21 protein-coding genes are annotated in these 23,066 nt (G+C 63.3%); 17 read left to right on the forward strand and 4 right to left on the reverse strand.

Annotation, left to right across the window (positions count from 1 at the left end):
• Entirely contained in the window at positions 1–1,392 is a 1,392-nt protein-coding gene (locus tag QSJ95_RS07180; protein WP_285641152.1) for an aromatic ring-hydroxylating dioxygenase subunit alpha, read from the reverse strand.
• A 261-nt stretch (positions 1,393–1,653) separates the two neighbouring features.
• Between QSJ95_RS07180 and QSJ95_RS07185 the strand changes: the two genes are divergently transcribed.
• From QSJ95_RS07185 to QSJ95_RS07210, 6 genes are all read left to right on the forward strand, one after another.
• Positions 1,654–1,920 carry a ferredoxin gene (locus QSJ95_RS07185; protein ID WP_285641154.1) on the forward strand — a complete coding sequence of 89 codons (267 nt, stop codon included), beginning with the start codon at positions 1,654–1,656 and terminating at the stop codon, positions 1,918–1,920.
• A gap of 97 nt (positions 1,921–2,017) precedes the next feature.
• Entirely contained in the window at positions 2,018–3,715 is a 1,698-nt protein-coding gene (locus QSJ95_RS07190) for a DUF1302 domain-containing protein (protein WP_285641157.1), read from the forward strand.
• Positions 3,716–3,748: 33 nt separating this feature from the next.
• Entirely contained in the window at positions 3,749–5,107 is a 1,359-nt protein-coding gene (locus tag QSJ95_RS07195) for a DUF1329 domain-containing protein (RefSeq protein ID WP_285641159.1), read from the forward strand.
• Positions 5,108–5,286: 179 nt separating this feature from the next.
• The gene (locus QSJ95_RS07200; RefSeq protein ID WP_285641161.1) at positions 5,287–6,297 is read left to right on the forward strand and encodes a WD40/YVTN/BNR-like repeat-containing protein; all 1,011 of its coding nucleotides are present in this window, start codon (positions 5,287–5,289) and stop codon (positions 6,295–6,297) included.
• Positions 6,298–6,336: 39 nt separating this feature from the next.
• On the forward strand, positions 6,337–8,835 hold the full coding sequence (locus tag QSJ95_RS07205) for an efflux RND transporter permease subunit (protein ID WP_502945263.1): 2,499 nt from the start codon (positions 6,337–6,339) through the stop codon (positions 8,833–8,835).
• Between the two features lie 210 nt (positions 8,836–9,045).
• Complete coding sequence (locus QSJ95_RS07210) at positions 9,046–9,723, forward strand: TetR/AcrR family transcriptional regulator (protein ID WP_285641165.1); 678 nt, start codon at positions 9,046–9,048, stop codon at positions 9,721–9,723.
• Between the two features lie 8 nt (positions 9,724–9,731).
• Here the strand turns inward: QSJ95_RS07210 and QSJ95_RS07215 are convergent, their stop codons facing one another.
• The 3 genes from QSJ95_RS07215 to QSJ95_RS07225 are packed head-to-tail and all read right to left on the reverse strand — an operon-like array spanning position 9,732 to position 12,519.
• Positions 9,732–10,970 carry an NAD(P)/FAD-dependent oxidoreductase gene (locus QSJ95_RS07215; RefSeq protein ID WP_285641167.1) on the reverse strand — a complete coding sequence of 413 codons (1,239 nt, stop codon included), beginning with the start codon at positions 10,968–10,970 and terminating at the stop codon, positions 9,732–9,734.
• Positions 10,970–11,296, reverse strand: a complete 327-nt coding sequence (locus tag QSJ95_RS07220) for a 2Fe-2S iron-sulfur cluster-binding protein (RefSeq protein WP_285641169.1) — start codon at positions 11,294–11,296, stop codon at positions 10,970–10,972. Before QSJ95_RS07220 ends, QSJ95_RS07215 begins: the two co-directional genes overlap by 1 nt.
• 11 nt (positions 11,297–11,307) lie before the next feature.
• The gene (locus tag QSJ95_RS07225) at positions 11,308–12,519 is read right to left on the reverse strand and encodes a cytochrome P450 (RefSeq protein ID WP_285641171.1); all 1,212 of its coding nucleotides are present in this window, start codon (positions 12,517–12,519) and stop codon (positions 11,308–11,310) included.
• 204 nt (positions 12,520–12,723) lie between these two features.
• Between QSJ95_RS07225 and QSJ95_RS07230 the strand changes: the two genes are divergently transcribed.
• The 11 genes from QSJ95_RS07230 (at position 12,724) to QSJ95_RS07280 (ending at position 23,038) form a co-directional block, all read left to right on the forward strand.
• Positions 12,724–13,167, forward strand: coding sequence for a hypothetical protein (locus QSJ95_RS07230; protein WP_285641173.1), 444 nt, complete (start codon positions 12,724–12,726; stop codon positions 13,165–13,167).
• Positions 13,164–13,592 carry a MaoC family dehydratase gene (locus QSJ95_RS07235; RefSeq protein ID WP_285641175.1) on the forward strand — a complete coding sequence of 143 codons (429 nt, stop codon included), beginning with the start codon at positions 13,164–13,166 and terminating at the stop codon, positions 13,590–13,592. The genes QSJ95_RS07230 and QSJ95_RS07235 overlap by 4 nt, the downstream gene beginning before the upstream one ends.
• 2 nt (positions 13,593–13,594) lie before the next feature.
• Positions 13,595–14,386, forward strand: a complete 792-nt coding sequence (locus tag QSJ95_RS07240) for an antibiotic biosynthesis monooxygenase (RefSeq protein ID WP_285641177.1) — start codon at positions 13,595–13,597, stop codon at positions 14,384–14,386.
• 116 nt (positions 14,387–14,502) lie between these two features.
• Positions 14,503–15,666 carry an acyl-CoA dehydrogenase family protein gene (locus QSJ95_RS07245; RefSeq protein ID WP_285641179.1) on the forward strand — a complete coding sequence of 388 codons (1,164 nt, stop codon included), beginning with the start codon at positions 14,503–14,505 and terminating at the stop codon, positions 15,664–15,666.
• 55 nt (positions 15,667–15,721) lie between these two features.
• Positions 15,722–16,723: a zinc-dependent alcohol dehydrogenase family protein gene (locus tag QSJ95_RS07250; protein ID WP_285641181.1), complete on the forward strand. Its 1,002-nt coding sequence runs from the start codon at positions 15,722–15,724 to the stop codon at positions 16,721–16,723.
• A gap of 10 nt (positions 16,724–16,733) precedes the next feature.
• A complete protein-coding gene (locus QSJ95_RS07255; RefSeq protein ID WP_285641183.1) occupies positions 16,734–17,510 on the forward strand; it encodes an SDR family oxidoreductase in 777 nt (258 codons plus the stop codon).
• A gap of 70 nt (positions 17,511–17,580) precedes the next feature.
• A complete protein-coding gene (locus QSJ95_RS07260) occupies positions 17,581–19,092 on the forward strand; it encodes a CoA-acylating methylmalonate-semialdehyde dehydrogenase (RefSeq protein ID WP_285641185.1) in 1,512 nt (503 codons plus the stop codon).
• Positions 19,093–19,113: 21 nt separating this feature from the next.
• The gene (locus QSJ95_RS07265) at positions 19,114–19,887 is read left to right on the forward strand and encodes an enoyl-CoA hydratase (RefSeq protein ID WP_285641187.1); all 774 of its coding nucleotides are present in this window, start codon (positions 19,114–19,116) and stop codon (positions 19,885–19,887) included.
• Between the two features lie 25 nt (positions 19,888–19,912).
• A complete protein-coding gene (mmsB, locus tag QSJ95_RS07270; RefSeq protein ID WP_285641189.1) occupies positions 19,913–20,809 on the forward strand; it encodes a 3-hydroxyisobutyrate dehydrogenase in 897 nt (298 codons plus the stop codon).
• Entirely contained in the window at positions 20,806–21,894 is a 1,089-nt protein-coding gene (locus QSJ95_RS07275; RefSeq protein WP_285641191.1) for an enoyl-CoA hydratase/isomerase family protein, read from the forward strand. Before mmsB ends, QSJ95_RS07275 begins: the two co-directional genes overlap by 4 nt.
• Positions 21,887–23,038: an acyl-CoA dehydrogenase family protein gene (locus QSJ95_RS07280; protein WP_285641193.1), complete on the forward strand. Its 1,152-nt coding sequence runs from the start codon at positions 21,887–21,889 to the stop codon at positions 23,036–23,038. Before QSJ95_RS07275 ends, QSJ95_RS07280 begins: the two co-directional genes overlap by 8 nt.
• Positions 23,039–23,066 lie beyond the last annotated feature (28 nt).

Here is a 23,066-nt window from a genome sequence, read left to right on the forward strand (position 1 = left end):
TCACTCTTGGGTGGTCATCAACTGGTGCCAGTACTTCCACCAGTTCCATTGCGTGTCGTCCTTGGTGAAGCCCGGATAGACGTATCCACCGCCGACCCAGTCGGCTGGCTTCTCCTGCTTGCAGATGGCCTGGTATTTGAGTGTTCCCTTGCGCGCCATCGCGCCACGGGCGGCCTTGGTCTGCAGTGGCCACATTTCGGCGTCGTCCTGTTCGATGGTGCCCGAAGTCCCCAGGAGGAAGACGGCGTTGGCCAGCATCCGTTTCTTCTGCTCTTCGGGGGTGTCCTTCTCAGCGAAAATCCAGTTGATGAACTCGAACTGGTCTGGCCCGCGCGGGACGTAGGCGTGCAGGGAGAGCGCCGCGCTCATGGTGCCGTCGGGTTGCGGGGCGTAGATGAAGCCGACGAGGATGTTCGGGAAAAGGCCGCCGACCTGCGGTGGCGCTTCGGCCATCATGCGCAACTGGTCGGAGCTCATGTGCTTCTTCACCTGCGGCAGCAAGGTCTTATCGATGCCGGGGGGTGGCAGGATGTTCAGACGCTCCTCGACAGGGATGCCTGCGATGTCCATGCCCATCACCAGCGAGAAGGTCTGTTCTGCCGGCAGGCAGCGCAGTGCGTGGCCGTGGGGCGATCCGATGTCGAAGCCGTACATCGCCGGCGCCTTGTCATAGACCGAGTCGCCATCGCCGCCCAGCACGCCCATCTCCAGCAGCGAGCGGTGCGCGGTCAGGGTGTGGAAACCGTCGGCTGCGGCTTGCTCCCCGGCAGTCTTCCAATTGGCCGGGATCACGTAGCGCTGTGGCGGGCCGAGTACCTCGAGGCCTTTGTCGGTTCGGCAGAAGAGAGTGTCCAGATACCACTTCATGTCGCCGAGGAAGTCATCGAAGCTCGGGCCTTCGATGTTCCAGGTTGCGAAGATCAGGCCGCCATAGATCGCTACCCGAGCCTTGCGCAGTCCGAGTTCCTGCTTGGAGCAGAGCTCGCCATGCATCTGTTCGCGCTCGACGGGAGAACCGATGAATTCACCGTTGGGGCGGAATGCCCAGCCGTGGTAGATGCAGCGGTGCGCCTGGGAGTTGCCGCAGTCGCCGAGCGCTATGCGCATGCCGCGGTGCGGGCAGACGTTCAGCGATACATGGATTTCGCCATGGCGGTCGCGGGCGACGATCACGCCGTCCTCGCCCATGTAGCGGACCATGTAGTCACCGGAGTGGGGGATTTCGCTGTCATGTCCCAGCAGCAGCCAGGTCTTGGCGAAGATCCTTTCCAGTTCGATCTCGTAGAGCTCGCGGTCATGGAGCGTGCGCATGGACACCTCGCGCCGCCCCAGGTCGACCAGATCGGCAATGTCAGTGCCGTCTGACAGTAGCTGCTTCGCTCGAATCAGCATCTGGGCATCTCCTCATTGTTGTTTTTGTGGTCGGGATAGCTGTTCGAGGCGATTAAACAGAATATTTATTTTGTGTTCAATGTGTATTTTTATTTCCTGCGCGCCAGGTGCGGCGCGGGATGGCCCAAATGAGCGAATGAACTGATTGACAAAATATGTTCATAGTGGGCAAATGGTTCCGCCCGGAAGGACGTGCGCCGGGCGGCAATCCAGAGGGCTCCAAGGCGGGCTCCGGCTAATAAGAACAAGAGGTGATTCCCGATGAAGACGTCCTTGCAGCCTGGCGTGGCGCATGAGCAACGGCAGCTCCGCCTGGTAGTGGATCGTAGCGCCTGCTGCGCCTACGGCCTGTGCGCAGAAACCTGCCCCGAGCTCTACAAGCTCGATGAAAACGGCATTGTTTACCTGGAGCAGGACCTGGTCCCTGCGGGCCTTGAAGCGCGGGCCCGCGAGGGGGCTGAGTCTTGCCCGCAAGGTGCTATCGAGGTTCTCGAACTGGAAGGCGACGCATCGGATCGCTGCGGCTGAGCGGCATCGATGATTGTTTTTGTGATCTACTATTTACAAAAAGTAGACTTTTTAATAAAAGTAGATCGACAACAAAAACAGCCCCCCAGGAGGGAGCATGAACACGATCGCTTCGGCAGCACTGCTTTTCCGTAGGCACAGAATGGCTATTTCCATCACGGCGGCGATGGGAATGACGGGTTCGGCACAGGCTTTCCAGATCGATGCGGGTCAGGATTGGACGGTGCACTGGGATAACACTATCCAGTACAACCTGGGTATGCGTGCTCGCAACGTGGACAACAGCATCGGCAACGATCCGGCACACGCGGAGTCCGAATACAAGTTCGCCGACCGTGGGGATGTCGTCACAAACCGCTTGTCATTGCTCAGTGAGTTCGATGCTGTCTACCAGGATCGCCTCGGTTTCCGGATCAGCGGTTCAACCTGGAAAGACTTCGCCTACGATGACGATGCCGAGACCAAGGACGGCTACCCCAGCAACTACGACGATGGCAAGTACTCCAGCTATACGAAAAAATATTACGTGCATGGGAGTCAGCTGCTTGATGCCTTCGTCTTCGGCAACTTCGACATTGCTGATCGTCCGTCTACCCTGCGTTTCGGTCGCTTGACTCAGTACTGGGGCAACGCGCTGTTCTTCAACTCGTTGGGGATCAGCTACTCGCAGTCGGCGTCGGACCTGATCAAGGCGTCCTCGGCACCTGGCACCCAGGCCAAGGAGTTGGCCCTGCCGCGTGGCCAGATCAACTTCAGCACCCAGTTGACCGACGAGCTGTCGGTTGGCATGCAGTACTTCCTGGAATACGAGCCGAATCGCCTACCCGAAGGCGGTACATTCTTGGGGCCAGTGGATTTTCTGTTCAATGGTCCGGACAAGTTCGCGGCGGCAGGTGGTATTCCCCGTCACAACGCCGAGAAGCCTGACAACATAAACGACAACTTCGGCGTGAATGCACGCTGGGCCCCTGCGTGGCTGGATGGCACCCTGGGTGTTTACTACCGTCAGTTCGACGAGACCCAGCCTTGGAACCCGATCCTCGGCCTAGACTCCACCTTCAGCCCGTTCTACAGGGTCGCCTATGCCACCGACGTGAAGATGTTCGGCCTCAGCCTGGACAAGCAGATCGGCGAGTACAGCGTGGGGGCGGAAGTGTCTTACCGCAAGAACACCGCGTTGAACAACAACAGCATGCTGGTAGATCCGACCAACTTGAGGGCGGTGAAGGGACCGCGCGGCGATACCTTGAACGTCGTGATCAACTCGCTCAAGGCACTCGAACGAACGGACCTCTACGATACCGGTAACGCCCTGGTCGAGCTCGGGTACGTCCGCAAGGTCAAGGTCACCGAGATGGAGGACGAGTACAAGGGGGTGGGTACTGCTGCCTGTAACTCCTCCGCTGCGGCTGTGGGCTTGAGCAAGGGAAGCCGCCGCACCGGTTGCTCCACCGATGAGGCTGTGGTCCTGGCGACAATGGTCGAGCCGCAGTGGCTGCAGGTGTTCCCGGGGGTCGACCTGTCGACGCCGATGTTCGCCATGTATGGTGTCAGCGGCAACGCCGCCAGCATTGGCGTACCGGTGTATCAGGGCGACGTTAGCTACAGCCTGGGCGTCAAGGGCGTGCTCTATCAGCAGTACAACCTGACTCTGCAATACAACGGCAACCACGGCCTCTCCACCGGTACTGCCACCAGTCCGTTCGATGGCTCCAGCTACACCGCCAGCGGCAACAATGTGTACATGCTCAACGACCGTAACTGGTGGTCCCTGACCTTCTCCAGTACGTTCTGATTCCGCTCTTAGAACAATAACGAGGAACAAGCGATGAAGATGTTGAAGACGACTGTCACCGCGCTCAGTGTTGCCCTGTTGTGGGGTGCAATCCTGCCGGGGGGCTTCGCCGTCGGCGGTGAACTGGGTTCCACCCTGACCGAGTTCGGGGCGGAAAAAGCGGGCAACGCGGATGGTTCCATCCCTGCCTACGAGGGCGGTGGCATCACGAATATTCCGGCCGATTTCCAGCCTGGGAGTGGGCGCTATCCCGATCCGTTCAAGGACGAGAAGCCGCTGTACAGCATCAGCGCAAAGAACGTCGAGCAGTACAAGCAGCTTCTCGCGCCGGGCACCGTTGCGCTGTTCCAGCGCTTCCCCGATTACCGTGTTGACGTCTATCCCTCCCATCGCACTATGAAATATCCGGACTGGGTGCTGAAGAACACCCTGGACAATGCCGGCAAGGCCAAGCTGATCGGCCAGGAGGAGGGTGATGGTTTCGGCGGCGTGTTCGCCAGCATTCCCTTCCCGCAGCCGAAGAATGGTCTGGAGGTCATGTGGAACCAGGCCATGCGCTACCAGGGACCGCGGACCGACATGCGTTTCAACTCCTTCCTTATCGACCGCACCGGGCATGCCACTCTGGTGGGTGATCAGGAATGTTCTTTCATGTGGTCCTACTACGATGCCAAGGCAAGCAACCTGGGGGTCTGGAACTACATGACCGGCCTCACCAAATACTTCGGCCCGCCAGCCCAGGTCGGCCAGCTGTTCCTACAGAAGTACACCATCAACAACTCGGTCAAGGACGACACCACCTGGGTGTATACCCCGGGCCAGCGTCGTGTCCGGGTTGCGCCGGAGCTGAAGTACGACACTCCTGCGGCAGCGATCGGTGGAGTGCTGACCTTCGACGAGTTGGGCGGCTTCAACGGCCGAAAGGACCGCTTCGACTTCAAGCTGATCGGCAAGAAGGAAATGCTGATCCCCTACAATAACTACCGGGCGATCTTCGGCGAGGGATTGCTGGGTGCCCAGCACGAGAACCCCGACCTGATGCGCTGGGAGAAGCACCGCGTATGGGTGGTCGAGGCGACGCTCAAGCCGGGCAAACGCCACATCTACAGCAAGCGCGTGTTCTACGTGGACGAGGACACTTGGCTTATCAGCCTGTACGAGGCCTACGACCAGAGCAACCAACTGTACCGAGTCATCAATACCGCCAATATCTTCCAGTACGACAAACCAAGGGTGGGGCAGCCGAACCAGATGGTCTATGACCTGACCAAGGGTACCTGGGCTGCCACTGCCTACCTGGCTGATCCGCGCACCCACATGATCCCGTACGACGAATTGCCCAATCAGTCGCGCTTCACGCCGGAAACGATGGCTGCTTCCGGGATACGTTAAGCACCGAACATCGCGTGCATGAGAGGGCGGACCCTTAGCAGTCAAGGGGCCGCCCGACGGTCCACCTTTCAAGAACAAGAAGGGACCTGTTGATGACTTGCCTTGCTTGGCGTGTACCTGCCCTGACCAGCCTGGCTCTCTGGAGCTGCCTGGGCGTTGCTTCTTCCGTGTCTCCCAGCGTGTCCTTTGTCGACCCGCTGGACGTAGCCGCCATCAGCGTGCAGAACGTCGGCGCAAAGCCGGTGGCCGCTGTGGTGCTGGCCGGCTCGCGTCTGGTCGCCGTTGGCATGCGCGGGATCATTCTGTTTTCCGATGATCAGGGCTCGACCTGGTCTCAAGCCCAGGTACCGGTTCAGAGCGATCTGACCGCGGTTTATTTCGTTGACGCCAAGATCGGCTGGGCTGTGGGCCACGACGGCATGATCTTGCGTAGTGAAGACGCCGGTGTGCACTGGCAGCGGCAACTGGATGGGCGCGCCGCCGCCGAAAATTTTAAATCCTTCTATCAGCGACGCAGCGCCGCCGGTGAGCAGGGGCTGGATCGCTGGCTTGCCGAAATCGAGCGCAACTACGGCTCGGGCCCGGGGTTGCCATATTTAGATGTGCTGTTCGAAGACGCCCGGCACGGTTACGCGGTGGGCTCTTTCGGCACCCTGTCGGTGACCAGCGACGGCGGTGCGACCTGGCAACCCGGCTACGAGCTTATCGACAACCCCAACCTGCTCAACCTCAACGCTATTCGCCGCATCGGAGAGCAGGTCTACATCGCCGGCGAGCAGGGCAGCGTGTTCCGTCTCAATCGTAGCAGCCAGCGCTTCGAGCGCCTGGATAGCGGCTATACCGGAAGTTTCTTTGGCCTCGTCGGCAAGGGTGATCGCCTGCTCGCCTTTGGCCTGAGGGGGGCCGCCTACCTGAGTCAGGATGCCGGGCAGCACTGGATCCCAGTCAATGTGGGCGAGCAGGCCCTGCTGAGCGCCGGAACCCTGTTGCCCGATGGACGGGTAGCGTTGGCGAGCATCGCCGGGCGTTTCTGGACCAGTTCCCCCGACTGGTCGAGCTTCACACCGCAGATGGCGCCTCGGCCGGCCATCCTCACCGGGATCGCTTCACTGCAAGGGCGCCTGGTCCTGAGCAGCCTGGCGGGCATGCAAGCTCAAGGCGTTGGCGAGATCAGCGCGCCCAAGCAGTAGTGGCGGACGTCGGTAGCACATGATGATGAGAGGTCTGAAATGGCGGTAGCGGGAAAGGCAAGTCAATCGATGCGTGTGGTCGCGGACCGGCGAGATTTCGATGCGAGCAGCGGCGGCATGCTGGAGCGCCTGGTCTTCAACTACCGCCTGCCGATCATGCTGATCTGCGCGGCACTGACGGTGCTGTTCGGCTGGTCTGCATCGCGTCTGCAGGTCAACGCCAGCTTTGACAAGATGATCCCGCAGTCGCACCCCTTCGTGCGCAATTACTTCGACAATGCCGAGGCGCTGCGTGGCATCGGCAACTCGGTGCGGGTGGTGGTGGAGAATCGCAAGGGCGACATCTATGACCCGGCGTACTTGATGACCTTGCAGAAGATCAGCGATGCGCTGTTCCTGCTGCCAGGGGTCGACCGCAGTTACATGAAGTCGCTGTGGACGCCCACGGTACGTTGGACCGAGATTACCGAGCAGGGCTTCAGCGGTGGGCCGGTGATGCCCGACGACTACAACGCCTCAGCGGAGATGGTGGCGCGCCTGCGGGCGAACATCCAGAGGGCGGGCATCATCGGCTCCCTGGTGGCCAACGACCAGCGCTCCAGCATGATCGTGGTGCCGCTGCTGGACGTCGACCCGGCAACCGGCAAGCCGCTGGACTATGCCGCTTTCTCCAAGGCTCTGGAGCAGAAGGTTCGCGTCCTGCAGGGCACGGACAGCCACGTCTATATCGTCGGGTTCGCCAAGCTGATCGGCGACCTGATCGACGGCATGCTCCAGGTACTGACCTTCTTCGCCGTGGCCGCCGGCATCGCTGTCGCGGTGATCTATCTGTATACCCGTTGCCTGCGCAGCGCAATCCTGCTGCTGCTGTGTTCGCTGGCGGCGGTGGTCTGGCAATTGGGCATCGCGCAACTGCTCGGCTTCGTACTCGACCCATACTCTGTACTGGTGCCATTCCTGGTATTCGCCATCGGGATCTCCCATGGCGCGCAGAAGATGAATGGCATCATGCAGGATATCGGTCGCGGGACTCACAGGTACGTGGCCGCGCGTTACACCTTCCGCCGCCTGTTCGTCGCGGGGCTGACCGCTCTGCTGGCGGATGTGGTCGGTTTCGCCGTACTGATGATGATCGACATCCCGGTGATCCGCTCCCTGGCGATGATTGCCAGCATCGGAGTCGGTGTACTGATCTTCACCAACCTGCTGCTGCTGCCTATGCTGTTGTCGTACATCGGTGTCAGCGCCAAGGCCGCCAAGCGTAGTCTGGTTGAGGACGACGGTATCCTGCAGGGGCGCAACCTGTCGGCACGGCTGATCGAGCTGCTGGTGTGCTTCACCACCCGCCGTTGGGCCAGTGCCGCGCTGATCGGCAGCCTGTTGCTGACAGCGGTTGGCTTCGCCGTGAGTCTGCACCTGAAGGTCGGCGACCTGGACCCGGGGGCCCCGGAGCTGCGAGCCGACTCACGCTACAACCGCGACAACGCCTACATCAGCGATCACTACGGTCTCTCCAGCGACCAGTTCGCGATTATCGTCAAGACTCCGCCCGGCGGCGTCGCCAGTTTTCCCACGCTGGTCGAGATGGACCGCCTGGAGCAGCAGTTGCAGGCTCTGCCGGGGGTCCAGGCCACACTGTCGGCAGCGAGCATCCTGCGTGTCTACACGGCCGGCAACTTCGAAGGCAATCCCAAGTGGATGACCATCAACCGCGATCCGTTCGTACTGGGTGATGCGTTCTCCAACGTGATCATCAGTCAGCCGGAACTCTCCAACCAGGAGCGCACGGTGGCTCCTGTGCTGGCCTTCCTCAAGGACCACAAGGCGCAGACGCTGGCCTCGGTGGTGGATACGGTCCAGGCGTTCTCCGCCCAGCACGACAACGGTGAGCGTCAGTTCCTGCTGGCGGCCGGGTCCGCCGGGATCGAAGCGGCCACGAACATAGTCGTACACCAGGCCAACCGGGAAATGCTGATGCTGGTCTATCTGGTGGTGGCGGCGTTGTGCTTCGTAACCTTCCGCAGCTGGCGCGCAGTGCTGGTAGCAATGATTCCACTGGCGATGACCTCGGTGCTGTGCGAGGCGCTCATGGTGCTGCTCGGCATAGGCGTCAAGGTCGCCACTCTGCCGGTGATAGCCCTGGGCGTGGGGATCGGTGTCGACTACGCGCTGTACCTGCTGTCAGTCCAAGTCGCCCGCCAGCGTGCCGGCGCTAGCCTGGCCGATGCCTACCGCGATGCATTGGGGTTCACCGGCAAGGTCGTCGGCCTGGTGGGGCTGACCCTTGCGGCCGGGGTGATCACCTGGGCCTGGTCGCCGATCAAGTTCCAGGCCGACATGGGGATCCTGCTGACCTTCATGTTCCTCTGGAACATGATCGGCGCGATGGTCCTGATTCCCGCGCTGTCGCATTTCCTCCTGCCGACCAGGGACCTGCCGGTGACCTGCGCCCAGGTGCCGGCGGATGAAGAGGCCTGCCCCCAGAATCCGCAGAACCCGTTGCCGCGCATAACGGGGCGGCATGCCCATGCCCGCTAGCCAGGTGGTAGGCCGCGCCGTCGATTCTGCCGAGGGGGCAAGGGGTCGGGTATTGGTGTGAGTGTGCGCCCGGAGTCCCGGGCGCTTCCCGTCGAGCGGTCGTTGCCGGCGAGGTCGCTTTGGCCGCGCGGGACGTGCAGCGCAGCCCGTCCGCGCAGGCGGGCCGGGCACGCCGGCATAACAGCTTTGAACCATCACGAGGTGATCGCCATGCGAGAACAGGCACGAGTTCGACTGGTCGCAGGTCAAGTTGCACATGGCGTAGGACGGCCGCGCAAGGATGAAGTCCCGGAGCGTCTACGGCACCTGCGCAAGCTGGCCATGCAGCATTTCATCGCCCACGGCTACGAGGGGGCGAGCCTCGAGCAGATCGCGCTTGCCGCGGGGATCAGCAAGGTCACCATCTACCGGCATTACATCGACAAGGCCGATCTGTTCCGCAGCGTCGTCCTCGAGGCCAGTGCCGAGTTGTTACCGGACCTGGGCCAGGTGCTGGAAGAAGATCTGCCGATTGAAGAGGCGTTGCTGCGATTCGCGCTCAGCCACGTCAACCTTGTGCGTGGGCACGGTCGTTCGGCTGCGCTGACGCGAGAGCTGGCCCGACTGCTAATCGCCGAGGCCGCACGGCTGCCCGATAGTGTCGGGGCCTGCCGGAAGATTTTCTTCGAGCGTTCCTGCGTGCCGCTGGCCAACTATCTGCGCCGGCAAACCGACAAGGGCCGACTGATCCTCGAAGACCCCGAGTTCGTCGCCGCCTACTTCATCCAGGCGACGTTTTTCGCCAATGCCGATCTGCTGGGGGAGGTAGAGCTGGAGGGACAGGAGGCGCGTATTAGCCGGTGCGTGAGGATGTTTCTGCATGGCTGTGTGCCGCGCCCCTGCGTGTAGCCGCCGGCTTAGCCCAGCGTTGTCAGCGAGCGCAGGTCCACCTGGGGATCGGCGGCCTGCTCGGGGCTCAACCCGATGCCATCCTTGAGCAAGCGTCGCGCCTGAATGTGGTCGGCAGGGCGGTTGACCGACTCCACCGCTACCAGGCGTTTGTCCTTGAAGCAGAACACAGAGCAGGCGGTGCCCTGCGGGTCGCCGCGCACCACCAGTTGGTCGTGGTCATCGATAAGGCCGGCGATCTGCAGCTTGAGACTTCCCTGGTCGCTCCAGAACCACGGCAGGCTGCCGTAGTCGGCTGCCTGGCCGCACAGGCGCGCGGCCAGGCAACGTGCCTGGTCCGCCGCATTCTGGATCGATTCGAGGCGAATGGCGCGCCCGGCGGCATGGGCGTTGGGATGTACCGCACAATCGCCGATGGCCGAAACATGCGGGTCCCGGGTGCGCAGTTGCGCGTCGACGACGATCCCGCCTTCCACGTCCAGTCCGCAGGCATCGGCGAGTTCGCTGTTGGCTTGCGCGCCAATGCCTACCAGCACCAGGTCTGCACTCAGGTGCTCGCCGTTGGAGAGCTCCAGGGCGCAGACCCTGCCGTTGTCTCCCAGCAACCTGCGTACCGAGACGTCAAAGCGCAGGTCTACGCCGCTGTGCCGATGCTCGCGGCTAAAGATCGCCGCCATGCTCGCGCTCACCGCCCGGGCGAGCGGGCGTGGCTGCAGCTCGATCACGGTGGTCTGCACGCCTTGTTGCTGGGCAGTGGCGGCAAACTCCAGGCCGACGAAACCGGCGCCGATCACCACCGCCCGGCGAGCGGACGCCAGGGCGCCGCGCAACTGCCGGGCATCGTCGAGTGTGCGCAGGCCGTACACACCGCCCAGCCCTTGCGCGCCCTCCACCGGCAGCGCTCGATTGCGCGCGCCGGTAGCGAACACCAGGTGGTCGTAACCAAGACTTTCTCCATCATCCAGGGCGACTGTGCGGGTGGTGCGATCCACTGCGACCGCCCGGCGCCCCAGGTACAGGTCGATGCGCTGGTCGCGGTAGAAACTCTCGGGACGCAGGGCCAGCTTGCCTTCGCTGACCTTGCCGGAGAGAAACGCCTTGGACAGCGGTGGACGCGAGTAGGGCAAGTGCGGCTCCTCGCCGATCAGGGCGATGGAGCCGTCATAGCCGCCTTCGCGCAGTGAACTGGCGAGCTGGAAGCCGGCCTGGCCGGCTCCCAGGATCACCACTGCAGTGGCATCGCTCATCACATCTGCTTCTCCGGAATCCGTACCACCAGCCCTTCGAGCTGTTCGCTCAGGGCAATCTGGCAGCACAGGCGGCTATTGGACTGGCGCGGCGAATAGGTGCAGTCGAGCATCGCTTCCTCCATTTCGTCCGGCGCGGGCAGGGCGTCGACCCAGGCCTCATCGACGTAGACGTGGCAGGACGCACACTGACAGAAGCCTCCGCACTCGCCGATGATGCCGGGGACATCGTGGCTGAGCGCGGCCTGCATCAGGGTGCCGTCGTTTGGGAGGTTTTCCAGCACGCGCTGGCTGCCGTCGGCCTGGATCAGGGTAATGGTTGGCATGGTGGGCCTCCTCAGGTGTTCCAGACCAGCGGGACGGCCAGCGGGCACCAGACCAGGCCTGTGCCGATCTCGACCTCGGTACCGGGCGCGAGGCTGAAGTCCGGGATCACCTTCAGCCATTCCTCGAGGAACACGCGAATCTCGAAGCGGGCCAGCGGCGCACCCGGGCAGCGGTGCGGGCCGGAGCCGAACACCAGGTTGAGCGGCTGCTTGCGGGCGAAGTCGACTTCCAGCGGGTTTTCCGTGTAGGTGGGGTCTAGCGTCAGCAGCGGGGTGATGATCACGACCCGTTCGCCGCGCTTGAAGTCGACGCCGCGATAGCTGAAGTCACCGGTGGCCAGGCGACGGATATTGGCCACGCCGAAGCGGCGCAGCAGTTCATCCACCACTTCGATGCCGATCGCTTCGCGTTGCGCGGTGATCGCCTGGCGCTGCTCGGGATGCTGCGCCAGGTGGTTCATGATGAACGAGAGCAACGAGACGACGGTATCCATCCCGCCGATGAATACGGTGGAGCACATGCTCAGGGCCGCCTCGAAGGGCACCGGTTGGCCATCGATCTGGCCCTGGATCAGCGTGCTCAGCAGGTCGTTGCCGGGGTTCGCCGCGCGCTCCTGGAGCTTCTGCGCCATGAAGCCGAACAGCTTGGCGTAGCCGGCGCCCATCGCCTCGGGGGTGGAGGCCCGCGCGATGTCTTCGACCCAGCCCATAAATATGTCTCGCTGCTCATCGGGGATCTCGCACATCTCCAGGAAGATCGACACCGAGTAGTACTTGGCGATCTGGCTGACGAACTCGCAGCTGCCTGCCGCCCTGACGCTCTCGGCCAGCTTGCGCGCGGTGCCGCGCACCTTGTCTTCGATGGCGGCGGTACGCGCCGGAGCGAACAGGGGGTTGATCAGGCGGCGATACTTGGCGTGCTCCGGCGGGTCTTCCATCAGCGGGATGAGGTGCGGCACGCCCGGTTCGAGGTTGGGGTCGTACTTGGTCGAGTTGCTGGAGAACAGTTCCGGATGAGCCATGATGTCGGCGGCCCATTCCGCGCCGGTGACGACCCAGTGCCCACCATTGCGAGTGGTGTAGAAGATCGGCGGGCGCTTTCCGTGCAGGGCGTTGGCCACGTTGTGGTGCGGGCAGTGCTTGAGCTCTGCCGCCTGGAGAATGTCGAAGTCGAACTGCAGTTCCGCGGGGACGTGCGCAGGGATCTTCTCGGCTGTGGTCATGGTTGCGCTCTCTGTTGTTATGGTTGTAGCTGAGCGGGATTAGAGCGCCCATTTTTCCGACGCCTCAACGAGAAGAACGAAACGGTCTCGTTTTATTTGGCGCGACGGCACAACCGGCCTATCTATCTTTTTCGGTAGGTGACGCTGCTACCGGGCGGTCCAATCCTGTGGACTCCACTCGATGCATCCCGGAGCCCCACGTCCATGAGTCTTCCCCCTCCGCCAGAGGTGTCCGGCTACTCCCTTGCCGGGCACGAGCCCTATGTCATCAGCGCCGAGGAGAATCGCCAGCTGTGTCAGACGCTGGGCGTCGAGCCGGCTGCCGATGGTTCCGCGCACCCGATTTTCTTCTTCATCGCGACCCAGGTGGGCATGGGCGAGACCGTCGCCGGGTTGTGCGCCGCCTGTGATTTCGACGTTGCCGACGGGCCGATGATGGGCGCCTCGCGCACGACCTTCAGTGGCGTCCTGCAGACCGATCAGGCGTATCGGGTGAGCGGTCAGATTCTCGGGCTGGTGCGCAAACCCAGTCGAACGTTTGGTGCCATGGATGTCCTCGATTACCAGCTGCGGCTGAGCCTGCCCGACGGCACGCCAGTGCTGGAAACCACCAATACCTGGATGCTGCCGCGGAGGAATCTGGCATGACGCCCGAAATCGGACAAACCCTGCCGTCGTTGCAGATCACCGACCTGAGCGCCGAGTCGATGAAGGTCTGGGCACGCATCCTGCGCGACCCCAATCCGATTCATCTCGACCCCGAGGCGGTGCATGCCCAGGGCCTGGGTGACCGCGTAATCAACCAGGGGCCGGCGAACCTCGCCTACGTCATCAGCATGCTGCAAGCGGCATTTCCGCAGGGGCGTATCGAAACGCTGGATGCTCGTTACCTGGGCAATGCCTTCGCCGGCGACAACCTCGAAGCCGGTGGCCAGGTCAGTGCGGTGGAATCGCTGGGGGAGGGCACGAGGGTGACCTGCGAGGCCTGGTTGCGCGCGCAAGGGCGCGACAAGGTCGTCGCCCTGCGGGCCGTTCTGACGTTGCCTCACCACAGCCAGAAGCGGGGGAACTGAAGATGCCCAGCGGACCCTTCGCCCATGTTTGCCTGCTCGTACACGACCTGGACCAGGCCATCGCTGACTGGGACAGGATTCTCGATGTGCTCGATCCCGCCCAGCGCCGCGAGCCGATCGTGCGTTATGAAGACTTCGCTAGTGCGGCCGACTCGGGGTTGCGCTGGGCGACCTACGTGAACCCGCATGGCTCGGAGATCCAGTTCATCCAGCCGGCGCCGGGAACGCCTTTGGGGCGGCGCCTGGAAAAACATGGCGAGCATGTGCACCACCTGTGTTTTACCACTCAGGACGTACCAGGTTCGTTGGCCCGTCTGGCCGACAGCGGGATCGAGCTTGCCTCGCGCGAGACTTACGTCGATGACGAGATGCCTTGGCAGCGCTGGGGCTGGGTTTCGGCGAAGAGTGCCCATGGAGTGCTGATCGAAGTCGCCTCGCCGTACGAGAGCCATGGCGATGGCCGTTGGCATCCGCAGAGTGATGCGCTCGCCGAGCCCTCGATCATGGTCAGGGTAACGCTGCAGGCCTTGCCCGGGCGGCAGGAAGCACTACTTGCAGCCTTGAAAGAGCAGGCCCGCGCCAGCCGCGAAGAGGCCGGGTGCGTGGACTATCGCTGCAGCCTCGACATCGACGAGGAAGGGCGTTTCCACGTACTGGAAACCTGGGGCGACGAACAGGCCCGGCGTGCCCATGCCGATGCGCCGCATACCCGCGCTTTCGTTGCCGCGCTGCCGGAGCTGGGACGTACCGTCGCGCTGCAAAGCGCGCTGCTCGACCCGGTGGCGCCGCGCTAGCGCTCTCTATCTTTTCCGATAGGTGCCGGCCCGCCGCTGCGGGCCGAGACTGCCTGCATCGAACACGCCATATGCCCACCGACCGGTCGGGCCTCGATTGACAGCTGGAGACCAACATGGATTTCGAACTGCCTGAAGAACACCGTGCCTTCCAGGATTCGGTGCGCAAGTGGGTGAGCAAGGAAGTGCCCAAGAGCTGGGCGCGTGAGCTGGAGATGGACGAGCACAACTATCCGTTCGCCCTCTGGGACAAATTCAGCGAAGCCGGCTTTCACGCCATCGGCATCAGCGAAGAGTACGGCGGCGCCGGCGGTGACGTGCTGATGCAGATGATCCTGGCTCGCGAGCTGGCCCGTTCGTTGGGCGGCCTGGCTTGGATCTGGGGCATCACCTCGTTCGCGGGTAGCAAGTCCATCGGTATCTATGGCACCGAAGAGCAGAAGCGCGAGTTCCTGCCGCGCATCGCCGAGGGCAAGCTGCGTGCGGCCATCGCCTTCACCGAGCCCGATGGCGGCACCGATGTGCTCGGCGCCCTGCGTACCGAAGCCGTGCGCGGTGACGGCGGTTGGATCCTTTCCGGCGAGAAGATCTGGAGTTCTTCGGCGCATGTGGCCGATTACCTGCTGGTGCTGGCGCGTACCGACAAGAACGTGGAGAAGCGCCACCAGGGTCTCACGCTGTTCTGGGTGCCGGCTCAGCAGGAGGGCGTGAAGATCACACCGCTGCCCAAGCTGGGCATGCGCTCCATGGGCTCGTGCACCGTGCACTTCGATAACGTCTTCGTGCCTGACTCGCTGGTGCTGGCCGAGCCCAACAAGGCCTGGTACACGCTGCTGCCGACGCTCAACAACGAGCGGATCATGGTCGCTTCGTTCTGCACCGGGGTCATGGATGGCGTCATCGAGGATGCCGTCGAATATATGCTGCAACGCAAGGCCTTCGGTCAGGTGATCGGCAAATTCCAGTCCCTGCAGCACTACGTCGCCGACATGGTCGCCTGGCGCCAGTCGGTGGAGTTGATGATGTACCACGCCGCCTGGCTGCAGAGCAGTGGCCGTCCGTGTCACATGGAGTCGACCATGGTCAAGCTGCTCGCTTCCGAATACGCCAACAAAAGCGCCGACATGGGTATCCAGATTCTCGGCGGCATGGGCTATTCCGCGGAGACTGACATGCAGCGCTACTGGCGGGATTCGCGCCTGTGGCGGATTGGCCCGATCACCAGCGAGATGTGCCGCAACACCCTTGCCGAAGGCATGGGTCTGCCGCGTTCGTTCTGACCCAACGACCGGCCGCCCGTGCGCCGGCCGGTGCGACTGAATCCTGGAGCACCCGATGAAGGCACTCACCCTGAAAACCCCCGACGGCCTGGCTGGCGTCGTGCTTGAAGAGATCGAGGCGCGTGCGCCGCTGGCGGGCGAAGTGCAAGTTGCACTCAAGGCCGCCTCGCTCAACCACCGTGAGCTTTGGATCAGTCGTGGCCAGTACCCCGGCATGACCCTGCCGTGCACCCTCGGGGCCGATGGTGCCGGGGTCGTCGAGGCGGTGGGCGAGGGCGTCAGTCAATCGCTCATCGGACGCGAAGTGCTGTTGTATCCCGGGCTGGGCTGGGGTGACGACCCGCGCCTGCCGGCGGCGGACTTCGGGCTGCTGGGCATGCCCGGCCCGGGAACCCTGGCGCAGAGCATCTGTGTACCAGCCCAGAGCGCGGTTGCCAAACCGGCCTTCCTCAGCTTCGAGCAGGCGGCGGCGATTCCGCTGGCGGCGCTCACGGCCTGGCGCGGCCTGACCACCAAGGCAGCCTTGCGGGCGGGCGAAAACGTTCTGATCACCGGGGTTGGTGGCGGTGTCGCCACCTTCGCATTGAAGTTCGCCGTGGCCATGGGGGCGCGGGTATTTGTCACCAGCGGTTCCGACGAGACTCTGGACAAGGCCATCGAGCTGGGTGCCACGGCAGGCTTCAACTACCACGACGCCGAGTGGCGCAAGGTACTGGGCAAGCAGAGCGGCGGCATCGATGTGGTCTTCGATGGCGCGCCGGCCAGCTCCTTCGGCAACTATGTGCGCAGCCTGCGAATGGGCGCGCGGGTAGTGGTCTACGGCTCCACCGGTGGGGCACAGGTCAGCCTCAATGCGCCGGACCTGTTCCTGCGCAATATCAGCCTGATCGGAACCAACGTCGGTGAGCTGGGTGAATTCCAGCGGATGGTCACCTTCATCGAAGAACATAGAATCGAGCCGGTCATCGACCGTGTGTTCGACCTGGAGCAGTCCAAGGATGCCCTTGGCTACCTGGAGTCGGCGCACCAGTTCGGTAAAGTCGTCGTGCGTATCTGAGGAGCTTGCCGTGAACGCTCTATTCGATATCAAAGGCAAGGTCGCCCTTGTCACCGGCGGTGCCCAGGGCATGGGTCGGATGATCGCTGAGGGCCTGGTCCGTGCCGGCGCCAAGGTCTACGTCAGCTCGCGCAAGGCCGATGTGTGCGCATCGGCGGTGGAAGAGATGTCCGCCTTCGGCAGTTGCCATGGGCTGGTGGCCGACCTGGATTCAGCGGAGGCGATCGTAGCGCTGGCCGAGCAGCTCAAGGCCCGCGAAAGTCGTCTGGACATTCTGGTCAACAATGCCGGCCGGACCTGGGGCGCACCGCTGGAATCCTTCCCGGACAAGGCCTGGGCTCCGGTGATGACGGTCAACGTGCAGGGGCCGTTCACCCTGGTCCGCGAGTTGCTGCCGCTATTGCGCGCCGCAGCCCGACGCGACGCCCCGGCCCGGGTGATCAACATCGGCTCCCTCGCCGGCGCCCTGGTGGAGCCGGTGCCAGCGTATTCCTACGTCGCCAGCAAGGCAGCCATTCACCATCTGTCACGTGTCCTGGCGGCGGAGCTGGCACCGGCCTTCATCACCGTCAATGCCATCGTACCGGGCTACTTCCCCACCAAGATGACCGCCCATCTGCGCCAGGAGGAGGAGCGCTTCGCAGAACTGGAAGCGCGTATCCCCTTGCAGCGGCTCGGCTCGCCCGAGGACATCACCGGCATGTGCATCTTCCTGTCCTCGCGGGCGGGGGCCTACATCACCGGCAGCGAACTGTCGCTGGACGGCGGAATGCTCGGCTGTCGCTAACCCACTTTACCTGCGTGATCGGGCGAGCGTTGCTGAGCCCGGCTGAACTCCTATCTCAAGGCCTCTATCCATGACTGCTAACGCGAATGTCCCTACGGTAAAGCTGCTGATCGACGGCCAACTCGTCGAGTCCGTCACCAGCCAATGGCGCGAGGTGATCAACCCGGCCACCCAGGAAGTCCTGGCGCGCGTGCCCTTCGCCACCGCCGAGGAAATCGAACGCGCCGTGGCCAGCGCCAAGGCCGCGTTCAAGACCTGGAAGAAAACCCCGATCGGCGCCCGCGCGCGCATCTTCCTCAAGTACCAGCAGCTGATCCGCGAGAACATGAAGGAACTGGCGGCCATCCTCACCGCCGAACAGGGCAAGACCCTGCCCGACGCCGAAGGCGACGTGTTCCGCGGGCTGGAGGTGGTCGAGCACGCCGCGGCCATCGGCAACCTGCAACTGGGCGAGCTGGCCAACAACGTGGCCGGCGGCGTCGACACCTTCACCCTGCTGCAGCCGCTGGGCGTGTGCGCCGGCATCACCCCGTTCAACTTCCCGGCGATGATCCCGCTGTGGATGTTCCCGATGGCCATCGCCACCGGCAACACCTTCGTCCTCAAGCCCTCCGAGCAGGACCCGATGGTGACCATGCGCCTGGCCGAGCTGGCCCATGAAGCCGGTGTGCCGCCGGGCGTGCTGAACGTGATCCACGGTGGCGTCGATGCGGTGAACGCCATCTGCGACCACCCGGACATCAAGGCGGTGTCCTTCGTCGGCTCGACCCGCGTCGGTACCCACGTCTACAACCGCGCCTCGCAGGCCGGCAAGCGCGTGCAGTGCATGATGGGCGCCAAGAACCACGCCGTGGTGCTGCCGGATGCGCACAAGGGCCAGACCTTGAACAACCTGGCCGGTGCCGCCTTCGGGGCGGCGGGGCAGCGCTGCATGGCCTTGTCGGTGGTGGTGCTGGTGGGCGAGGCGCAAGCCTGGCTACCGGAGCTGGTGGAAAAAGCCAGGAGCCTGAAAGTCAACGCGGGCGTCGAGCCGGGTACCGATGTCGGTCCGGTGGTCTCCTGTGCGGCCCTGGATCGCGTCAGCAGCCTGATCGAGCGCGGCGTGCAGGAAGGCGCCACGCTGGAGCTGGACGGCCGCAACCCCAATGTCGAGGGCTATGAGAGCGGTAACTTCGTCGCCCCGACGGTGTTCTCCGGCGTGACGCCACAGATGAGCATCTACCGCGAGGAGGTCTTCGGTCCGGTGCTCTGCGTCATGTATGCGGCGACCCTGGACGAAGCCATCGCGCTGATCAACGCCAACCCCAATGGCAACGGCACGGCACTGTTCACCCGTTCGGGCGCCGCCGCCCGCCACTTCAAGGAAGAGATCGATGTCGGCCAGGTGGGTATCAACGTGCCGATCCCGGTCCCGGTGCCGCTGTTCTCCTTCACCGGTTCGCGTGCTTCCAAGCTCGGCGACCTCGGCCCCTACGGCAAGCAGGTGGTGCAGTTCTACACCCAGACCAAGACCGTCACCGAGCGCTGGTTCGACGAGAACGAAGTCGGTGGCGCGGTGAACACCACCATCAATCTCAAGTGAATCCGTGTAGGGGATAACACCATGCAATACGAGACGTTGCTGGCCGAGGTGCAAGGTCGCGTGGGGCTGATCACGCTGAACCGGCCCAAGGCCCTGAACGCGCTGAATTCGCAGCTGATCGGCGAACTGAACCTGGCCCTGGATGCCTTCGAGAGGAACCCGGACATCGGCTGCATCGTGCTGACCGGCTCGAGCAAGGCCTTCGCCGCCGGGGCGGACATCAAGGAAATGGCCGATCTGACGTTCCCACAGATCTACCTCGACGACTTCTTCGCCGCCGCCGACCGGATTGGCAACCGGCGCAAGCCGCTGATTGCAGCGGTGGCGGGCTACGCGCTGGGTGGCGGTTGCGAGTTGGCGCTGATGTGCGACTTCATTTACGCCGCTGAAAACGCCCGTTTCGGCCTGCCGGAAATCACCCTCGGCGTGCTTCCGGGGATCGGCGGCACCCAACGGCTGACCCGTGCGCTGGGCAAGTCGAAGGCCATGGAAATGTGCCTGACCGCCCGGCAGATGGATGCCCATGAGGCGGAGCGGGCAGGGCTGGTCGCCCGTGTGTTCAGTGTCGAGGAACTGTTGGACAAGACCCTGGAGGCGGCCCATGGCATAGCCAGCAAGTCCCAGGTCGCCACCATGATGGTCAAGGAAAGCGTCAATCGCGTGTTCGAGACCAGCCTCGCCGAGGGCGTGCGTTTCGAGCGCCGGATCTTCCACTCGGTGTTCGCCACCGCGGACCAGAAGGAAGGCATGACTGCCTTTCTTGGCAAACGCGCTGCGGCCTTCAGCCATCGCTGAGCGTTATTAGAGGAGAGCATCGAGTATGCGTATCGGATTCATCGGCCTGGGCAACATGGGCGGCCCCATGGCGCGGAACTTGCTGAAGGCAGGTCACACACTGACGGTTTTCGACCTGTCGAAAAAAGCGGTGGAGGAGCTCTTCGAGTTGGGGGCGATGAAGGCCGACTCCCCGGCCAAGGTCGCGCAATCCGAGGTCGAGGTGATCATCACCATGCTGCCGGCGTCGGCTCATGTGAAGCGCGTCTATCTGGGAGAGGAGGGGGTGCTCGCCAATGTTTCCCGGGGCGTCCTGCTCATCGACTCTTCTACCATCGATCCATTGTCGGCGCGGGAAGTGGCCGCCGCTGCCACCGCGCGTGGCAATCCGATGCTGGACGCGCCGGTATCCGGCGGCACGCTGGGCGCAGCCAATGGCACCTTGACCTTCATGGTTGGCGGAGCACTCGATGACTTCGAACGAGCGCGCCCCGTCCTTGCGGGTATGGGCAAGAACATCGTGCACTGTGGTGGTGCCGGCAATGGCCAGGTGGCCAAGGTCGCCAACAACATGCTGCTCGGCATCTCGATGGTCGCCGTCGCCGAAGCCATGGCCCTCGGCGTGGCGCTGGGCATGGATGGCAAGACCCTGGCAGGCATCATCAATACCTCCAGCGGGCGTTGCTGGAGCTCGGAGGTCAACAATCCCTATCCCGGCGTGCTGGAAAATGCCCCGGCTTCGCGGGGTTACAGCGGCGGATTTGGCTCCGACCTGATGCTCAAGGACCTGGGGCTGGCCAGCGAGGCGGCGCGTCAGGTTCGCCAGCCGGTGATCCTGGGGGCGATGGCCGAGCAGCTGTATCAACGCTTCAGCGCTCAAGGCAACGGTGGCCTGGACTTCTCCGCCATCATCCGCACCTACCTCAAGGAGACCCAGGCGTGAGCGATGTCCTGCCAGTACTGGCCGAGGTGCGTAACAGGGTCGGTCACCTGACGCTGAACCGTCCTGCTGGGCTGAATGCGCTGAACCTCGAGATGGTGCGGCTGCTGCGCCAGCATCTGGAAGCCTGGGAGAAGGACCGGAAGGTCTGCGCAGTGATGATCCGTGGCGCCGGCGAGAAGGCGTTCTGCGCGGGCGGTGATATCCGTTCGCTGTACGACAGCTTCAAGACCGGCGGCGACCTTCACGAGGTGTTCTTCGTCGAGGAATACGCGCTCGATCTCTACCTCCATGAATACGCCAAACCGGTGGTCGCCCTGATGGACGGCTTCACCCTCGGCGGCGGCATGGGCCTGGCTCAGGCGGCCACATTGAGGATCGTCACTGAGCGCGCCCGCCTGGGCATGCCGGAGACCGGCATCGGCTACTTCCCGGATGTCGGTGGCAGCTACTGCCTGCCGCGCCTGCCGGGGCAGCTGGGGTATTACCTGGGAGTAACCGGTGTACATATCCAGGCCGCCGACGCGCTTTATGCCGGCCTGGCCGACTGGTACATGGATAGCGCGCATATCGGCGAGCTCGATCGGCGTCTGGATGCCTTCCCCTGGACTCACTCGCCGCTGCAGGACCTGTCTGCGCTGCTGGCCGAGCTGTCATTCAAGCAACTGGGCGGTTCGCAGCTGGCCGATCTGCGTCCGGCGATCGACCAGTACTTCGGCCTGCCCAACCTCGATGCGATCCTGGCTTCTCTGCATGAAGAAAGCCGACCGCCTTATCAGGCCTGGGCACAAGCAACCCTGCAGACCATGGCCAGGCATTCGCCGCTGGCGATGTCGGTGACTCTTGAGCTGTTGCGCCGGGGCAAGCAACTATCCCTGGCCGATTGCTTCGCACTGGAGTTGCACCTGGATCGCCAATGGTTCGAATCAGGCGACCTGGTCGAAGGCGTGCGTGCCTTGCTGGTAGACAAGGACAAGACACCCCGCTGGAGCCCGCCGAGCCTGCGGGAGCTCTCGACGGAGCGGGTACAGCGCTTCTTCGCAGGTTTCCAGGCCTCGGCTACTCATCAGGAGCCCTGCCATGCATGACCTCGAACTGAGTGAAGAACAGGTCGCGATCCGCGACATGGCCCGCGATTTCGCCCGCCGCGAGATCGCTCCCCATGCCCAGGCCTGGGAGAAAGCCGGCTGGATCGATGACGGGCTGGTCGCTCAGATGGGCGAGTTGGGGTTCCTCGGCATGGTGGTGCCTGATGAGTGGGGGGGCAGTTATGTCGACTATGTGGCCTACGCCTTGGCGGTGGAGGAAATTTCAGCTGGCGACGGCGCTACCGGCGCCTTGATGAGCATCCATAACTCGGTGGGGTGTGGCCCCATCCTGCGTTATGGCACCCAGGCGCAGAAACAGGCCTGGCTTCCCCGGCTTGCCAGTGGTGAGGCGATTGGCTGCTTCTGCCTGACCGAACCGCAGGCCGGATCGGAGGCGCACAACCTGCGCACCCGTGCCGAGCTCAAGGATGGGCATTGGGTACTCAACGGCGCCAAGCAGTTCGTCAGCAACGCTCGCCGGGCCAGGCTGGCCATCGTCTTCGCGATGACCGATCCGGAGCTCGGCAAGAAGGGCCTGTCGGCTTTTCTGGTGCCCACAGATACCCCTGGCTTCAACGTCGATCGCAGTGAGCACAAGATGGGAATACGTGCTTCCGACACCTGCGCGGTGACCTTGCAGAACTGTCGCATTCCCTCGACGAACCTGCTCGGTGAACGAGGCAAAGGACTTGCGATTGCGCTGTCCAATCTCGAAGGCGGACGCATCGGTATTGCCGCCCAGGCCCTGGGCATCGCCCGTGCCGCATTCGAAGCTGCGCTGGGCTATGCCCGCGAGCGCCAGCAGTTCGGCCAAGCCATCATCGGCCACCAGAGCATCGCCAATCTGCTCGCGGATATGCATACCCGGCTCAATGCCGCTCGGCTGATGGTGTTGCACGCGGCTCGGCTGAAGACTCAGGGGTTGCCGTGTCTGTCCGAAGCCTCGCAAGCCAAGCTGTTCGCCTCAGAGATCGCGGAGAAGGTTTGCTCCAGCGCCATCCAGATACATGGAGGTTACGGGTATCTCGAAGACTATCCAGTCGAGCGCTACTACCGTGATGCGCGCATCACCCAGATCTACGAAGGCTCCAGCGAAATCCAGCGCCTGCTGATCGCCCGCGAGCTCAACCACTACAGCCTTTGAGCGCACCATCCATTCGCTGTCCACGAGG

The organism is Pseudomonas sp. NBRC 100443 (assembly GCF_030268185.1).
GTDB lineage: Bacteria > Pseudomonadota > Gammaproteobacteria > Pseudomonadales > Pseudomonadaceae > Pseudomonas > Pseudomonas citronellolis.

What these genes read in the sequence shown, in the direction of transcription:
- QSJ95_RS07180 (WP_285641152.1), bottom strand. Translation starts at nt 1,392, where the DNA reads ATGCTGATTCGAGCGAAGCAGCTACTGTCAGACGGCACTGACATTGCC.
- QSJ95_RS07185 (WP_285641154.1), top strand. Translation starts at nt 1,654, where the DNA reads ATGAAGACGTCCTTGCAGCCTGGCGTGGCGCATGAGCAACGGCAGCTC.
- QSJ95_RS07190 (WP_285641157.1), top strand. Translation starts at nt 2,018, where the DNA reads ATGAACACGATCGCTTCGGCAGCACTGCTTTTCCGTAGGCACAGAATG.
- QSJ95_RS07195 (WP_285641159.1), top strand. Translation starts at nt 3,749, where the DNA reads ATGAAGATGTTGAAGACGACTGTCACCGCGCTCAGTGTTGCCCTGTTG.
- QSJ95_RS07205 (WP_502945263.1), top strand. Translation starts at nt 6,337, where the DNA reads ATGGCGGTAGCGGGAAAGGCAAGTCAATCGATGCGTGTGGTCGCGGAC.
- QSJ95_RS07210 (WP_285641165.1), top strand. Translation starts at nt 9,046, where the DNA reads ATGCGAGAACAGGCACGAGTTCGACTGGTCGCAGGTCAAGTTGCACAT.
- QSJ95_RS07215 (WP_285641167.1), bottom strand. Translation starts at nt 10,970, where the DNA reads ATGAGCGATGCCACTGCAGTGGTGATCCTGGGAGCCGGCCAGGCCGGC.
- QSJ95_RS07220 (WP_285641169.1), bottom strand. Translation starts at nt 11,296, where the DNA reads ATGCCAACCATTACCCTGATCCAGGCCGACGGCAGCCAGCGCGTGCTG.
- QSJ95_RS07225 (WP_285641171.1), bottom strand. Translation starts at nt 12,519, where the DNA reads ATGACCACAGCCGAGAAGATCCCTGCGCACGTCCCCGCGGAACTGCAG.
- QSJ95_RS07230 (WP_285641173.1), top strand. Translation starts at nt 12,724, where the DNA reads ATGAGTCTTCCCCCTCCGCCAGAGGTGTCCGGCTACTCCCTTGCCGGG.
- QSJ95_RS07235 (WP_285641175.1), top strand. Translation starts at nt 13,164, where the DNA reads ATGACGCCCGAAATCGGACAAACCCTGCCGTCGTTGCAGATCACCGAC.
- QSJ95_RS07240 (WP_285641177.1), top strand. Translation starts at nt 13,595, where the DNA reads ATGCCCAGCGGACCCTTCGCCCATGTTTGCCTGCTCGTACACGACCTG.
- QSJ95_RS07245 (WP_285641179.1), top strand. Translation starts at nt 14,503, where the DNA reads ATGGATTTCGAACTGCCTGAAGAACACCGTGCCTTCCAGGATTCGGTG.
- QSJ95_RS07250 (WP_285641181.1), top strand. Translation starts at nt 15,722, where the DNA reads ATGAAGGCACTCACCCTGAAAACCCCCGACGGCCTGGCTGGCGTCGTG.
- QSJ95_RS07260 (WP_285641185.1), top strand. Translation starts at nt 17,581, where the DNA reads ATGACTGCTAACGCGAATGTCCCTACGGTAAAGCTGCTGATCGACGGC.
- QSJ95_RS07265 (WP_285641187.1), top strand. Translation starts at nt 19,114, where the DNA reads ATGCAATACGAGACGTTGCTGGCCGAGGTGCAAGGTCGCGTGGGGCTG.
- mmsB (WP_285641189.1), top strand. Translation starts at nt 19,913, where the DNA reads ATGCGTATCGGATTCATCGGCCTGGGCAACATGGGCGGCCCCATGGCG.
- QSJ95_RS07280 (WP_285641193.1), top strand. Translation starts at nt 21,887, where the DNA reads ATGCATGACCTCGAACTGAGTGAAGAACAGGTCGCGATCCGCGACATG.